The sequence below is a fragment of the Salipiger mangrovisoli genome (genome assembly GCF_015223355.1).
Lineage (GTDB): Bacteria > Pseudomonadota > Alphaproteobacteria > Rhodobacterales > Rhodobacteraceae > Salipiger > Salipiger mangrovisoli.
This window is the reverse complement of the sequence record NZ_JADFFK010000009.1, coordinates 160,958-174,995: the sequence shown is the minus strand read 5'-3', so window position 1 is coordinate 174,995 and position 14,038 is coordinate 160,958. Positions and strand designations below refer to the sequence as shown.

General features: G+C 66.8%; 13 protein-coding genes. 10 read left to right on the top strand and 3 right to left on the bottom strand.

The annotated features are described in order from the left end of the window. Positions 1–74: 74 nt before the first annotated feature. Complete coding sequence (locus tag IQ782_RS13805) at positions 75–2,174, bottom strand: bifunctional rhamnulose-1-phosphate aldolase/short-chain dehydrogenase (protein WP_194135225.1); 2,100 nt, start codon at positions 2,172–2,174, stop codon at positions 75–77. A 186-nt stretch (positions 2,175–2,360) separates the two neighbouring features. Here IQ782_RS13805 and IQ782_RS13800 point away from each other — a divergent pair, with 186 nt between their 5' ends. The 8 genes from IQ782_RS13800 (at position 2,361) to IQ782_RS13765 (ending at position 10,679) form a co-directional block, all read left to right on the top strand. Then, positions 2,361–3,161: a DeoR/GlpR family DNA-binding transcription regulator gene (locus tag IQ782_RS13800; RefSeq protein WP_194135224.1), complete on the top strand. Its 801-nt coding sequence runs from the start codon at positions 2,361–2,363 to the stop codon at positions 3,159–3,161. Positions 3,162–3,206: 45 nt separating this feature from the next. After that, positions 3,207–4,205 carry a rhamnose ABC transporter substrate-binding protein gene (gene rhaS, locus IQ782_RS13795; protein ID WP_194135223.1) on the top strand — a complete coding sequence of 333 codons (999 nt, stop codon included), beginning with the start codon at positions 3,207–3,209 and terminating at the stop codon, positions 4,203–4,205. A 69-nt stretch (positions 4,206–4,274) separates the two neighbouring features. Next, positions 4,275–5,831, top strand: coding sequence for a sugar ABC transporter ATP-binding protein (locus tag IQ782_RS13790; protein WP_194135222.1), 1,557 nt, complete (start codon positions 4,275–4,277; stop codon positions 5,829–5,831). A 112-nt stretch (positions 5,832–5,943) separates the two neighbouring features. Next, complete coding sequence (locus IQ782_RS13785) at positions 5,944–6,924, top strand: ABC transporter permease (protein WP_194135221.1); 981 nt, start codon at positions 5,944–5,946, stop codon at positions 6,922–6,924. Further along, entirely contained in the window at positions 6,921–7,922 is a 1,002-nt protein-coding gene (locus tag IQ782_RS13780; protein WP_194135220.1) for an ABC transporter permease, read from the top strand. Before IQ782_RS13785 ends, IQ782_RS13780 begins: the two co-directional genes overlap by 4 nt. Further along, positions 7,922–8,236 carry an L-rhamnose mutarotase gene (gene rhaM, locus IQ782_RS13775; protein WP_194135219.1) on the top strand — a complete coding sequence of 105 codons (315 nt, stop codon included), beginning with the start codon at positions 7,922–7,924 and terminating at the stop codon, positions 8,234–8,236. Before IQ782_RS13780 ends, rhaM begins: the two co-directional genes overlap by 1 nt. Positions 8,237–8,243: 7 nt before the next feature. After that, the gene (locus IQ782_RS13770; protein ID WP_194135218.1) at positions 8,244–9,659 is read left to right on the top strand and encodes an FGGY-family carbohydrate kinase; all 1,416 of its coding nucleotides are present in this window, start codon (positions 8,244–8,246) and stop codon (positions 9,657–9,659) included. Between the two features lie 66 nt (positions 9,660–9,725). Next, positions 9,726–10,679, top strand: coding sequence for a 3-hydroxyacyl-CoA dehydrogenase NAD-binding domain-containing protein (locus tag IQ782_RS13765; RefSeq protein ID WP_194135217.1), 954 nt, complete (start codon positions 9,726–9,728; stop codon positions 10,677–10,679). Positions 10,680–10,718: 39 nt separating this feature from the next. Here IQ782_RS13765 and IQ782_RS13760 read toward each other — a convergent pair whose 3' ends face one another. Then, positions 10,719–11,147 (bottom strand): Lrp/AsnC family transcriptional regulator, encoded by a 429-nt coding sequence (locus IQ782_RS13760; RefSeq protein WP_194135216.1) that lies wholly within the window; start codon positions 11,145–11,147, stop codon positions 10,719–10,721. Between the two features lie 121 nt (positions 11,148–11,268). Between IQ782_RS13760 and rocF the strand changes: the two genes are divergently transcribed. Then, positions 11,269–12,195 (top strand): arginase, encoded by a 927-nt coding sequence (rocF, locus tag IQ782_RS13755; RefSeq protein ID WP_194135215.1) that lies wholly within the window; start codon positions 11,269–11,271, stop codon positions 12,193–12,195. Then, positions 12,195–13,259: an ornithine cyclodeaminase gene (locus IQ782_RS13750; protein ID WP_420832647.1), complete on the top strand. Its 1,065-nt coding sequence runs from the start codon at positions 12,195–12,197 to the stop codon at positions 13,257–13,259. Before rocF ends, IQ782_RS13750 begins: the two co-directional genes overlap by 1 nt. Positions 13,260–13,302: 43 nt before the next feature. Here the strand turns inward: IQ782_RS13750 and IQ782_RS13745 are convergent, their stop codons facing one another. Beyond that, positions 13,303–13,953: a TetR/AcrR family transcriptional regulator gene (locus IQ782_RS13745; protein WP_240989284.1), complete on the bottom strand. Its 651-nt coding sequence runs from the start codon at positions 13,951–13,953 to the stop codon at positions 13,303–13,305. Positions 13,954–14,038 lie beyond the last annotated feature (85 nt).

Below are 14,038 nucleotides of genomic sequence, written 5' to 3'. Positions count from 1 at the left end.
AATCCTCCCGTGCCGCCTCTCCGTGGCGGTGTGAAAAAGGCGGCATGAGGCTCTCACGCCGCCGGAATAGGGTCTTATCGCGTGAAGGCTTCCTTGTTGCCCGCATCGACGTTGAGGATGTTGCCGGTGGACTTGGCCGAGAGGTCGGAGGCCAGGAAGTAGGTGGCCTCGGCGATATCTTCGGGCAGCACCGACCGCTTCAGCATCGAGCGGTTGCGGTACATCTCTTCCAGCCCGGCCTTGTCGGTGCCGTAGGTCGAGGCGCGCTGGTCGAGCCATTCGCCCTCCCAGATGCGAGAGCCGCGCAGCACCGCGTCGGGGTTCACCACGTTGACCCGGATGCCCAGCTCGGCGCCTTCCAGAGCCAGGCAGCGGGCGAGGTGCAGTTCCGACGCCTTGGCGGTGCAATAGGCCGAGGCATTGGGCGAGGCCGCGAGGCCGTTTTTCGACCCTATGAAAACGATCGATCCGCCCATGCCTTGTCTGCGTAGAAGCCGGAACGCGTCGCGCGAGACAAGGAAATAGCCTGTGGACAGGATGTCCATGTTGCGGCTCCAGAGCGCCAGCGAGGTGTCCTCGACCGGCGCAGAGGAGGCAATGCCCGCGTTCGACACCAGGATATCGACCCCGCCATAGGCCACCGCAGTCTCTGCATAGGCTCTTGCAACGGCCTCCTCGCGCGTCACGTCGACGGCGACAGACCGCACAACATCCGCAGAATAGACACTGGAAAGCTGCTTCTCGACCTTCTCCGCCGCGGCAAGATCAATGTCGGCCAGCACCACGCAGGCACCCTCGCGCAACAGGCGCTCGGCCGTGGCCGCGCCGATGCCGCCGCCGCCGCCGGTGACCATGGCGACACGGCCCGCCAGGGACTTCGGTTTCGGCATGCGCTGCAGCTTGGCCTCTTCGAGCAGCCAGTACTCGATGTCGAAAGCCTCCTGCTCGGGCAGCCCCTGGTAGTCGCTCACTGCCGAGGCGCCGCGCATCACGTTGATCGCGTTCACGTAGAATTCGCCCGAGATGCGCGCTGTCGCCTTATCCTTGGCGAAGGTGATCATGCCGACGCCGGGCACCAGATAAACCACCGCGTTAGGGTCGCGCAGGGCAGGGGAGTCGGGCCGCTTGCAGCGCGCGTAATAGGCGGCGTAGCTGTCGCGATAGGCCTGGACCTGGGCCGGGAGGCTGGCCAGGACCGCGTCCAGATCCGGTGTGTTAGGGTCGAAATCCACCACCAGGGGCGCGATCTTCGTGCGCAGGAAGTGGTCCGGGCAGGAGGTGCCCATGGGCGCCAGGGTCTCCAGCGCGTTCGAGTTGACGAAATCCAGCACCGCGTCCTGATCGTCGAAGTGGCCAACCATGTGCTGGTTGCCCGAGACCATGCCGCGGATCGCCGGCATCAGCGCCGCAGCCACCTCGCGCCGGGCCTCGGGAGCGAGGCTCTGCAGCTTGGCACCGCCGAAGGCCGGTTTGCCCTCGGTCTTGGCTTCGAGCCAAGCGATGGCCTCGTTGATGATCTCGATGGTGGTGGCATAGCAGCTCTCGGCCGTGTCGCCCCAGGTGAAGAGCCCGTGGCTTTCGAGAACCACGCCGTCGGCCTCGGGGTTCTCGAGGCAGTACGTCTCGAGCCAGAGACCCAGCTCGTAGCCGGGGCGCTTCCAGGGCAGCCAGCCGATGCGATCTCCGAAAATCTCCTGAGTCAGAGCCTTTGAATCCTTCGAAGCGGCAATGGCGATGATCGCGTCGGCGTGCATGTGGTCCACATGCGCGCGCGGCACATAGGCGTGCAGCGGCGTGTCGATGGAGGCGGCGCGCGGGTTCAGGTTGAAGGTGCAATGCGGCAGGTAGCCGACCATCTCGTCCTCGAACTCGAGCCCGCGGTAGACACCCTTCAGCGCGCGCAGCTTGTCCATGTAGAGGGTCGAAAACCCGTCGAGCTTCATCGAGCCGACATCGCCGCCCGAGCCCTTGACCCAGAGCACCTCGGCCTGCTCGCCGGTCAGCGGGTCGCGCTCCATGACCTTGGCCGAAGTGTTGCCGCCGCCGTAATTGGTGATTCGCTTGTCCGACCCCAGAAGGTTGGACCGGTAGAGCAGCTTCTCGGGCTCGCTCATCCCCGCGGCCTTGCCGCTATCCCACAGATTTTGCAGGCGGTCCTTGGCCTTTGTCAGCATGGTGATCCTCCATAGTCGCGGTCCGGATTGGCCGCCTCCTCGCCCTGAAAGCTGCGGCTGGACCCGCGATCTGTCAACCAGAAACGATCAAAACCAATCATGCGGCGGCGCAGCATGATTGAAGATGAAAAAACATGATTGACTTGATCGGGGATTCGTCCAATCTGAACCGAACGGGAGGACCAGATGCACGAAACGGAACGCCACAGGATCATTCTTTCCGCCGTGCAGGAGCGGCCAATCGTGACGGTCTCGGAACTCGTCGCGCTGACCGGCACCTCCGAGGCGACGATCCGGCGCGACATCGCCACGCTGCATGGCGCCAAGCGGCTGCGCCGGGTGCGCGGCGGCGCCGAGGCGCTGACCCCGCCGCCGCTGCCGGGGCTGGCCGGGCGGCCCTTCGCGGTGAACCAGTCGATCAACATCGACCAGAAGCAGGCCATCGCCCGCGAGGCCGTGGCGCTTTGCGACGACGGCGAGGCGATCATCATCAACGGCGGGACGACGACTTTCCAGATGGTCCACCCGCTGGCCAACCGCCGGCTGCAGGTGCTGACCAACAGTTTCCCGATCGCCGAGCACCTGCTGAAGAATTCCAAGAACACGGTGATGCTGCCCGGCGGCGCGCTCTACCGCGAGCAGAACATCATCCTGTCGCCCTTCGCCAATGACATGACACGTCACTATTACGCCAAGCGCATGTTCATGGGTGCCTACGCGCTCGGGCCGATCGGGTTGATGGAAGCCGACCCGCTGCTGATCCAGGCCGAGGAAAAGCTCATCGACCAGGCCGACGAGCTGGTCGTGCTGGTCGACAGCACGAAGTTCGACAACCGCTCGAGCCTCGTGCTCTGCCCGCTCGAACGCATCGACATCGTCATCACCGATGACGGGATTTCCGACCGCACCGCCTCGATGCTGGAGGCAGCCGAGATCCGGCTGATCGTGGCGCAGACCGGACGGGCAAGAACCGCCGGGGCAGGGTGACCGCCCGGCACGATACGTGAACGCTCATCAATCAGGGAGGATACCATGGGCATTACGAGACGACTTTTCGGAGGGACCGCGCTGGCCGCGATGATGCTGGCCGGGGGCGCCGCGCAGGCGCAGGACAACGTGCGCATCGCGCTGGTGGTCAAGGCGCTCGGCATCGGCTTCTTCGAGGCCGCCGCCAAGGGCGCCGAGGAGGCCGCCGCCGAGCTGGGCAATGTCGAGGTGATCTACACCGGCCCCACCGACACCACCGCCGAGGGCCAGATCGAGGTGATCAACGCGCTGATCGCGCAGAACGTCGATGCGATCGCCGTCTCGGCCAATGACACCGACGCGCTGGTGCCCGCCCTGAAGAAGGCGATGCAGCGCGGCATCACGGTGATCTCCTGGGACAGCGGCGTCGCGCCCGAGGGCCGTCAGCTGCACCTCAACCCCTCGTCGAACCCGCTCATCGGCAACATGATCATCAAGCTGGCCGCCGACAACCTGCCCGAGGGCGGCGAAGTCGCGGTGCTTTCGGCCACCACCACCTCGACGAACCAGAACACCTGGATCGACGAGATGAACAAGGTGATGGGCAACTACCCGGGCATCAAGGTGGTGGGTACGGTCTACGGCGACGATCTTGCCGACAAATCCTACCGCGAGGCGCAGGGCCTGATGCAGACCTACCCCGATCTCGACGCGATCATCGCGCCGACCTCGGTGGGCATCGTCGCCGCCGCCCGCGCCGTCGAGGATGCCGGCAAGGTGGGGCAGGTGAACGTGACCGGGCTCGGCCTGCCGTCCGAGATGGCCGGCGCGATCGAGAGCGGCGCGTCGAAGAGCTTCGCGATCTGGAACCCGATCGATCTGGGATACTCGGCAACCTATCTGGCCTACGAACTGGCCACCGGCGCCGCCGAGGCCGCCCCGGGCGCCGAGATCCCCATGGGCCGGATGGGCAAGCTGACCCTCGACGACAACAACGAGGGGGCGATGGCAGATCCCTTCATCTACGACGCCAGCAACATCGACGAGTTCAAGAGCATCTTCTGATCCGCTCCTGACCTGAGCCCCGGCGCGCTTGCGCCGGGGTCCCACCCAACCCACCTATCGGGGGCCTCGATGCAAGTCAGCCTCACCACCCCGCCCGTCGCCGCTTCATCCAGTGGCGCGACGGCCGATGCTGCCCCCGTGCTGCGGCTCGAGGGGATCACCAAGACATTTCCGGGGGTGAAGGCCCTCGATGGCGTCACGCTCGAGCTCTACCCCGGCCAGGTCACCGCGCTGGTCGGCGAGAACGGCGCGGGCAAGTCGACCATCGTGAAAACGCTCACTGGGATCTACCAACCCGATGGCGGCACGATTTCCCTTGCCGGGCAGCCGGTGCATTTTGCCAGCGCGCAGGACGCCACCGCCGCCGGGATCACCGCGATCCACCAGGAGACGGTGCTCTTCGACGAGCTTTCCGTCGCCGAGAACATCTTCATCGGCCACGCCCCGCGCGGGCGCTTCGGGCTGATTGACTGGTCGAAGATGCGCCGTGATGCGCAGGAGATCCTGTCGCGCATCGACGCCGATCTCGATCCCGACATGCCGCTGCGCGAGCTCGGCATCGCCTCGAAGCACCTCGTGGCCATCGCCCGCGCGCTCTCGGTCGACGCCCGCGTCGTGATCATGGACGAGCCCACCGCCGCGCTCTCGCACAAGGAAATCGAGGAGCTTTACGAGCTGGTCGAGCGGCTGCGCGCCGAGGGCCGGGCGATCCTCTTCATCTCGCACAAGTTCGACGAGATCTTCCGCATCGCCGACCGCTACACCGTCTTCCGCGACGGGCAGCACGTGGGCTCGGGCCTGATCGCCGACGTGGACGAGGCCGAGCTCGTGCGCCTGATGGTGGGCCGCTCGGTCGACCAGATCTTCCCGCAGCGCGCCCACAACATCGGCGACGTGGTTCTGAAGGTGGTGGGCTACGCCCATCCCACCGAGTTCGACGAGATCAACTTCACCCTGCGCCGCGGCGAGATCCTGGGCTTCTACGGGCTGGTCGGGGCAGGGCGCTCCGAGGTCATGCAGGCACTGTTCGGCGTGACGAAACCCTCCAAGGGCGCGGTGCGCATCGACGGGCAGGTGCGGGTGATCCGCTCGCCCGCCGAGGCGGTGGAGAACGGCATCGTCTACGTCCCCGAGGACCGCGGCAGGCAGGGCGCGGTGATCGGCCTGCCGATCTTCCAGAACGTCACGCTGCCCTCGCTGGCGCAGACCTCGCGGAGCGGCTTCCTGCGCCTGTCCGAGGAATTCGCCCTCGCGCGCGAGTATACCGAACGGCTCGACCTGCGCGCCGCGGCGCTCGATCAGGACGTCGGCAACCTCTCGGGCGGCAACCAGCAGAAGGTGGTGATCGCCAAGTGGCTGGCGACGAAGCCCAAGGTGATCATCCTCGACGAGCCCACCAAGGGCATCGACATCGGCTCCAAGGCCGCGGTTCACGGCTTCATGGCCGAGCTCGCGGCGCAGGGCCTCTCGGTGATCATGGTCAGCTCCGAGATCCCCGAGGTGCTGGGCATGTCCGACCGGGTCATCGTCATGCGCGAGGGGCTGATCGCCGCCGAACTCGAAGGCGGCGCGCTCACCCCGGAAAACCTCGTCCGCCACGCCGCCGGCATCGGAGCGCAGCCATGAGCCTCGGTATCCAGCCGTCCCCTTCATTGTTCCGAAAATACGCCGGGGGTGAATTCGCGCAGCGAAGAGGGGGCAGCGCCCCCATCCGCCCACGGGCACAGGGAGCCGCGACATGAAGACCTTCCTGAAATCCCGCGAGGCGATCCTCTCGGCCGCGATCCTCGCGCTCCTGGTGCTGATCGCCAGCCGCTTCCCGGCTTTCGTCGAGCCCGGCAACCTCGCCCGCGTCTTCACCGATACCTCGCCGCTGATCCTGCTGGCGCTGGGGCAGACGGTGGTGATCCTCACCCGCTGCATCGACCTCTCGGTCGCGGCCAACCTCGCGCTCACCGGCATGGTCTGCGCCATGCTCAACGCGGCCTATCCCGGCGTGCCCATGGCGGCGATCCTTGTCCTTGCCCTCGCTATGGGCGCGGTGATGGGGATGATCAACGGGCTGATGGTCTGGAAGCTGAACATCCCGCCCATCGTCGTCACGCTCGGCACGATGACCATCTACCGCGGCCTCATCTTCGTCCTCTCCGGCGGCGCCTGGGTCAACGCGCATGAGATGAGCCACGCCTTCACCGGTTTCCCGCGCGCCGAGCTGCTCGGCCTGCCGGTGCTGGCCTGGATCGCCATCCTCGTCACCGGGCTGTTCTTCCTCGGCATCGCCCGCACGCCGCTGGGCCGCGCCTTCTACGCCGTGGGCGGCAACCCGCATGCGGCGGTCTATACCGGCATCGACGTCGGCCGCACCCAGTTCATGGCCTTCACCCTCTCCGGCATGCTGGCCGGGCTGACCGGCTATCTCTGGGTCGCGCGCTACTCGGTGGCCTATGTCGACATTGCCGGCGGCTTCGAGCTCGAGGTGGTGGCCGCCTGCGTCATCGGCGGCATCTCGATCGCCGGCGGAGCGGGGACCATCCTCGGCACGCTGCTCGGCGCGCTCTTCCTCGGCATCGTCAAGAACGCCCTGCCGGTGGTCGATATCTCGCCCTTCTGGCAGCTCGCCATCTCCGGCACGGCGATCATCGTCGCGGTGGCCTTCAACACCCGCTCCGGCCGCAGCAAGGGCCGCATCATCCTCAAGCGCGCGGAGGGCCACGCATGACCGAGACCGCATCCCATGGGCAGGCGCCCCGCCATATTCCCGACCGTTTGCAGGGCCCCGGTGCGCGGCTGCTGAAAAGCTGGGAACTGCTGCTCTTCGCCGTCGCCGTGGCGATCTTTATCGCGAACAGCTTCGCCTCACCCTATTTCCTCAACGCCTGGAACCTCAGCGACGCGACCTTCAACTTTACCGAGAAGGCGATGATCGCCTTCGCCATGGCGCTGCTGATCATCAGCGGCGAGATCGACCTCTCGGTCGCCTCGATCATCGCGCTCGCCTCCACCGCCATGGGGGCGGCGGTGCAATACGGCGCGGGCACGCCCGAGCTGGTGCTGATCGGCCTTGCGACGGGGCTCGCCTGCGGCGCCTTCAACGCCGTGCTGGTCACCAAGATGGGGCTGCCGTCGATCGTGGTGACGATCGGCACGATGAGCCTCTTCCGCGGCATTTCCTACATCGTGCTGGGCGACGGCGCCTACCGCGGTTACCCGGCGGAGTTCGCCTACTTCGGGCAGGGCTACGTGTTCTGGGTCATTTCCTTCGAGTTCGTGCTCTTCGCGCTGCTCGCCGTGCTCTATTACATCCTGCTGCACCGGACCAACTTCGGCCGCATGGTCTATGCCATCGGCAACAATGCCACCGCTGCCAGCTTCTCCGGCATCCGGGTGGCGCGGGTGAAGTTCATCCTCTTCCTGCTCACCGGGCTCATGTCGGGCATCGCGGCGATCTGCCTGACCTCGCGGCTCGGCTCGACGCGGCCCTCCATCGCCTTTGGCTGGGAGCTGGAGGTGGTGACCATGGTGGTGCTCGGCGGCGTGTCGATCCTCGGCGGCTCGGGCTCGATCCCCGGCGTGGTGATCGCCGCCTTCGTCATGGGGCTGGTGACCTTCGGTCTGGGCCTTCTGAACGTGCCGGGCATCGTCATGTCGATCTTCATCGGCATGCTGCTCATCGGGGTCATCGCCCTGCCGCGGCTCTGGGCGATGTGGAGGCGCTGATGGAGAAATACGCCTTCCGCATGGAGCTGAACCCCGGCTGCGCCGAGGAGTACAAGCGCCGCCACGACGCGATCTGGCCCGAGCTGGTCACGCTGCTGAAGGAGGCCGGGGTCGAGGACTACTCGATCCACCTCGATCCCGAGACGGGCCATCTCTTCGGCGTGCTCTGGCGGCGCGAGGACCACGGCATGGATGCGCTGCCGCGGACCGAGGTCATGCAGCGCTGGTGGGCGCATATGGCCGACATCATGCGCACCCATCCGGACAACGAGCCGGTGGCTCTGCCACTCGAGCCAATGTTTCACATGAAATGAGGCCGAGATGACCACGCCGCCCTGCCCGAACCCCCGCCACGTCGCCGTCTGGGACATCGGCAAGACCAACGCCAAGATCGCCGTGGTGGACATGCACAGCATGTCCGAGATCGGCGTGCGGACCCGCCCGAACGCGGTGCTGACGAGCGGACCCTACCCGCATTACGACCTCGAGGGGCTCTGGGCCTTCCTGCTGGACGGGCTGACCGAACTTCAGGCCGAACACGGCATCGACGCGATCAGCGTTACCACCCATGGTGCCTCGCTGGTGCTGCTCGACGGGGCAGGGGCGCTGGCCTGCCCGATGCTGGACTACGAGCACGACGGGCCGGATGCGCTGATGGCGCAGTATGATGCCATCCGCCCGGAGTTCGCGCTGACCGGATCGCCGCGACTGCCGATGGGGCTGAACTCGGGGGCGCAGTTGCACTGGCTGCTGGAAACCCAGCCGGGTTTGCGCGAGCGCCTCGCGCAGGTGGTCACCTATCCGCAGTACTGGTCGGGGCGGCTGACCGGACGTTTCGGCTGCGAGTATACCTCGCTCGGATGTCACACCGATCTCTGGCAGCCGCGCGAGGGCACCTTCTCGCCGCTGGTCGCGGCGCTTGGGCTGGAGGGCAAGATGGCCCCGCTTGCCCGAGCGGGCGACGTGGCCGGGACGCTGCTGCCGGAGATCGCCGCGCGCACGGGGATCGCGCCCGATACCCCCGTGCTCTCGGGCATCCACGATTCCAACGCCTCGCTGCTGCCGCACCTCAAGGCGCTGCCGCAGCCCTTTGCCGTGGTCTCGACGGGCACCTGGGTGATCTCCATGGCGGTGGGCGGCGCGCAGGTGCCGCTCGACCCGGCGCGCGACCTGCTGATCAACGTCAACGCGCTTGGTGGGCCGACGCCCTCGGCCCGCTTCATGGGCGGGCGCGAGTACGAGATGCTGAAACCCGAGACCGGCCCCCACTCCGAACGCGACGTGAGCGCCGTGCTGACGCGCAAGGCGCTATTGCTCCCTTCGGTCGAAACCTCCTCGGGTCCGTTCCCCGGACGGCACGGCGACTGGACCGAGGCGCTTTCGCCTGGCGAGAAATCGGTCGCGCTGGCCTTCTACCTCGGGTTGATGACCGCCGAATGCCTGTCGCTGATCGGCGCTGGGGGGCCGGTGGTCGTCGAAGGGCCGTTCGCGCGCAACGCGCTGCTGCTCGACATGCTGGCCGTGGCGACCGGGCGCGAGGTGGCCTGCTCTGCCTCGGCCACCGGCACCAGCATCGGCGCGGCGCTTCTGGCGGCAGGCGAGTCCCCGGCGAGCGCGGTGCAGCCGCATGAGCTGAGGTTGGACCGAGGCGCGCTGGACCGTTACGCGGCGGCATGGCGCGCGGCGGTACGGGGCGATCCCTCCGAGGGGTCTTTCCCCCGCCGCGCAAACGGCTAGGGTGCGCGCAAGCGAGGCGGCTTCCGCCCAGCCATGCGCGATTTCCCGAATTCGAGAGGTTTTCCCATGCCCTTCCCGACCAACCCCCAGACCGTCGCCGTCATCGGTACCGGTACCATCGGCGCCAGCTGGGCGACGCTGTTCCTAGGCGCAGGCCTGACCGTCCGCGCCAGCGATCCCGGCGCGGGCGCCGAGGCGAAGCTGCGCGCCTTCGTCACCGCCGCATGGCCGTCGCTGGAGGCGCTCGGGCAGACCTCGGGCCGCAGCGCCGAGGAGGCGCAGGCCGCGCTTTCCTTCTTCGCCACGCCCGAGGAAGCCGCCACCGGCGCCGAGCTGGTGCAGGAAAACGCCCCCGAGCGCATCGAGATCAAGCGCGAGACCTACGCCAAGCTCGAATCCGCGCTGGCCCCCGAGGTTGTCATTGCCTCATCGACCAGCGGCATCATGCCCAGCGAGTTGCAGGCCGAGATGACACATCCCGAGCGGCTGGTCGTCGGCCACCCGTTCAACCCGCCGCACCTCGTGCCGCTGGTCGAGGTGGTGCCGGGCAAGCTGACCTCGGCAGAAGCGGTCGAGGCCGCGATGGCCTTCTACACCTCGGTCGGCAAGGTGCCGATCAAGCTCAACCGCGAGATGATCGGCCATATCGCCAACCGCCTGCAGGCCGCCGTGCTGCGCGAAAGCGTCTACCTGGCGCGCGAGGGTGTGGCCTCGATGGCCGACATCGACCTTGCCGCCTCGATGGGGCCGGGGCAGCGGTGGGCCTTCATCGGGCAGGGCAAGATCTTTGCGCTGGCGGGCGGCGTCGGCGGCATGGCGCATTTCCTCGATCACCTCGGCGAGGCGGTCGAGACCTGGTGGGACGACCTCGGCGATGCGCGGCTCGACACAGAGACCCGCGCCATGCTGGTCGAAGCCTATGGCACGCCGACCGAGGAGAGCTTTGCCAAGGATATCGCCTATCGCGACGCGGCGCTGCTGCGCCGCCTCAAGGCGCTGTCGGACGACACGCAGGGCTGACCGGACCCCAAAGCCGGGCGGCCGACTGCCCGCCCGGCCCTATCCGGCCACATGCGCCAGCAGCAGGCAGCTTTCCGAGTTCAAAACCCCCGGCACTTCGCGGATCTCGCGAAGCACCCGGTCGAAGTTGACGAGGCTGTCCGTCCGGATTTCAACCACCAGATCCCATGCCCCGTTGGTGGCATGGATGGTCGCGACCTCGGGGATCCGCGTCAGCGTGCGGATCACGTTGCGCGACAACCGCCCCTGCAGCTCGACCATGGTGATCGCGCGCACCTCTCCCTCGACATCCTGGTCCGTCTCGATCGTGAAGCGCCGGATCCGCCCCTCGGCCACCAGCGCCTCGAGCCGGGCGCGGGCCGTGGTGCGCGAGATCCCGACGGTCTGCGCCAGCTGGGTGATCGACATACGCGAGTCGCCGCGCAGCGCGGCGATGATGGCACGGTCGGTGGGGGCAAGCTGGGTCATGCTGTGCTATTTGACTTCTTGAATGATCAAAGTGGACAGCTGATATGCCGATCTGGTCACATTGACGAGCGGAAAAGTCATCAGATCGGTGCATGATGCTGCAAATTCAAGTGGAGTGACCATGTCCAGAACCTGTTCCCTTCTCGGCGCCCCGGTGCAGACCGGCGCGTCGCAACCGGGCTGCCTGATGGGCCCCGCCAGCCTGCGCACCGCCGGGCTCGAGCCGACCTTGGCCGAGCTCGACTGGCAGGTGACCGATCTTGGCGACCTGAACATCCCGGTGCTGCCGCCGCAGGACCACGCAAACGGCGTGATCCACAACCTCGCCGAGACCATCGCCTGGATCGAGGTGCTGGAAGCCGCGGCCTACGACGCGGCCAGCGCGCATGACCTGCCGATCTTCATGGGCGGCGATCACTCGATGAGCGCGGGCACCGTGGCGGGCATGGCGCGCTACGCCAAGGAGCAGGGACGTCCGCTCTTTGTCCTGTGGCTCGACGCGCATCCCGACCTGCATTCGCTGGAAACCACCACAAGCGGCAACCTGCACGGCACCCCGGTCAACTACTTCACCGGCCAGACGGGCAATGACGCCTACCCGCCGCTCGCCGCCACCGTGCCGGTGGAGAACATCTGCATGATGGGCATCCGCTCGGTCGACCGGGCCGAGCACAAGCTGATTTCGGAGAAAGGCATCGAGGTGCACGACATGCGCGCCATCGACGAGACCGGCGTGCTGGCCCCGCTGAAGACCTTCCTTCAGAAGGTCCGGGCGGCGAATGGCCTGCTGCACGTCAGTTTCGACGTCGATTTCCTCGAGCCCGGCATCGCCCCCGCCGTGGGCACCACCGTGCCCGGCGGCGCGACCTTCCGCGAGGCGCATCTGATCATGGAAACCCTCGGGGACAGCGGGCTGGTGCGCTCGCTCGACCTCGTCGAACTCAACCCCTTCCTCGATGAGCGCGGGCGCACGGCAAAGCTGCTCTGCGACCTGACGGCAAGCCTCTTCGGCCGCCGCGTGCTCGACCGCATGACCCGGAGCTTCTGATGATGGCCGTGAAACCTTCGACTCTCAAACCGTCCGCATTGGCCTACGTGCCCTTCGTGTCGGTCGAGAACATGATGAAGCTGGTGCACGCCCATGGCGTCGAGGCCTTCATCACCGGGCTTGCCGCGGTGATCGAGGAGGATTTCAAGCGCTGGCCCGAGTTCGACAAGACGCCGCGCGTCGCCAGCCATTCGCGGGACGGGGTGATCGAGCTGATGCCGACGGCGGACGCCGAGAACTACGGCTTCAAATACGTGAACGGCCATCCCAAGAACATGCGCGAGGGCTACCAGACGGTCACCGCTTTCGGCGTTCTGTCGTCCGTGGCCAACGGCTACCCGATCCTGCTGACCGAGATGACCCTGCTGACCGCGCTGCGCACGGCAGCGACCTCGGCGCTGGTCGGCAAGTACCTTGCGCCAAAGGGGGCCGAGGTCATGGCGATGATCGGCAACGGCGCGCAATGCGAGTTCCAGGCGATGGCCTTCCGCGCGCTCTGCGGGATCAACAGGCTGCGGCTCTACGACGTCGACCCGGCGGCGACCGACAAGGCCGAGCGCAACCTTCTGGCGCAGGGCTTCGAGGTGGTGCGCTGCACCAGCCCGGAAGCAGCGGTCGAGGGCGCGCAGGTGATCACCACCTGCACCGCCGACAAGCAGTACGCGACGATCCTGACCGACAACATGGTCGGCGCGGGCGTGCACATCAACGCCATCGGCGGCGACTGCCCCGGCAAGACCGAGCTTCACCGCGACATCCTGCTGCGGTCGGACATCTTCGTGGAATACCCCGAGCAGACCCGGATCGAGGGCGAGATCCAGCAGCTCGAGCCGGATCATCCGGTGACCGAGCTATGGCAGGTGATGCGCGGCGAGGTGGCCGGGCGGCGCGACGCCAAGCAGATCACGCTCTTCGACTCGGTGGGCTTTGCCATCGAGGACTTCTCGGCGCTGTGCTACGTGCACGGGCTGATCGCGGACGGTCAGTTCTGCGAGATGCTCGACCTGCTGGCCGACCCGGACGATCCCCGGGATCTTTTCGGCATGCTGACCCGCGCGGCCTGACCCGCGCGACCCGGGCTGAAATCGAGGCGCCCCGCAGGGCGCCTCATGCCTTGTAAGCGGCCAGGAACACGCGCACCGCGTCCTTCGCGACGCGGGTGATCTCTTCCTCGGTGGGCGCGTCGGGGCGGCGGCCGAAGAGCCGCGGGCGCCAGGTCAGCGTCGTCGAAAGCTCGATGAACTGACCGGCGGCCAGTGCGGTATCGGGCACGTTCAGGGTGCCCGCGTCGGTCTCGCGCCGCAAAAAATCCTCAAGACAGCCGAGGAAATGCTTCGCCCCCGCGTCGTAGAAGCGCATCCCGAGCTCGGGCATCCGCTCGACCACGCTGATCACGATGCGCTGCGCGCGGATGACATCCTCTGAATTGAGCTGCGTCGAGAGACCGATGGCATAGGCCAGCAGCCGTTCCTCGATCGTGCCCGCCTCGACCAGTCGCGCGAAGATGCCGTCGAAGAAATCCTTCCGCTTGTCCTCGACCAGCGCGACAAAGAGATCCTCCTTGTTCTCGAAGTAGACATAGAGCGTTCCCTTCGAGACCCCTGCCGCCTTGCAGATGCTGTTCATCGAGGCGGCGTCGAATCCCTGATCGACAAAGACCCTCCACGCGCCGTCGAGGATTTGACGGCGTTTTTCAGGGTCTTCGCCCGCGGCGTGGCGGCGCTTCTGCGCGCAGGCTGTGGCCCGCTCAGTGATCATGTCGAGTTTCATACCGCTCATATAATCGAACCGATCGGTTCGATGAAGTCTTGATTTCGTAACGGCACCCGCCTATGTGCAGTCG

What these genes read in the sequence shown, in the direction of transcription:
- IQ782_RS13760 (WP_194135216.1), bottom strand. Translation starts at nt 11,147, where the DNA reads ATGACCCAGCTTGCCCCCACCGACCGTGCCATCATCGCCGCGCTGCGC.
- IQ782_RS13790 (WP_194135222.1), top strand. Translation starts at nt 4,275, where the DNA reads ATGCAAGTCAGCCTCACCACCCCGCCCGTCGCCGCTTCATCCAGTGGC.
- rhaM (WP_194135219.1), top strand. Translation starts at nt 7,922, where the DNA reads ATGGAGAAATACGCCTTCCGCATGGAGCTGAACCCCGGCTGCGCCGAG.
- IQ782_RS13785 (WP_194135221.1), top strand. Translation starts at nt 5,944, where the DNA reads ATGAAGACCTTCCTGAAATCCCGCGAGGCGATCCTCTCGGCCGCGATC.
- IQ782_RS13805 (WP_194135225.1), bottom strand. Translation starts at nt 2,174, where the DNA reads ATGCTGACAAAGGCCAAGGACCGCCTGCAAAATCTGTGGGATAGCGGC.
- IQ782_RS13800 (WP_194135224.1), top strand. Translation starts at nt 2,361, where the DNA reads ATGCACGAAACGGAACGCCACAGGATCATTCTTTCCGCCGTGCAGGAG.
- IQ782_RS13750 (WP_420832647.1), top strand. Translation starts at nt 12,195, where the DNA reads ATGATGGCCGTGAAACCTTCGACTCTCAAACCGTCCGCATTGGCCTAC.
- IQ782_RS13770 (WP_194135218.1), top strand. Translation starts at nt 8,244, where the DNA reads ATGACCACGCCGCCCTGCCCGAACCCCCGCCACGTCGCCGTCTGGGAC.
- IQ782_RS13765 (WP_194135217.1), top strand. Translation starts at nt 9,726, where the DNA reads ATGCCCTTCCCGACCAACCCCCAGACCGTCGCCGTCATCGGTACCGGT.
- IQ782_RS13745 (WP_240989284.1), bottom strand. Translation starts at nt 13,953, where the DNA reads ATGATCACTGAGCGGGCCACAGCCTGCGCGCAGAAGCGCCGCCACGCC.
- rocF (WP_194135215.1), top strand. Translation starts at nt 11,269, where the DNA reads ATGTCCAGAACCTGTTCCCTTCTCGGCGCCCCGGTGCAGACCGGCGCG.
- rhaS (WP_194135223.1), top strand. Translation starts at nt 3,207, where the DNA reads ATGGGCATTACGAGACGACTTTTCGGAGGGACCGCGCTGGCCGCGATG.
- IQ782_RS13780 (WP_194135220.1), top strand. Translation starts at nt 6,921, where the DNA reads ATGACCGAGACCGCATCCCATGGGCAGGCGCCCCGCCATATTCCCGAC.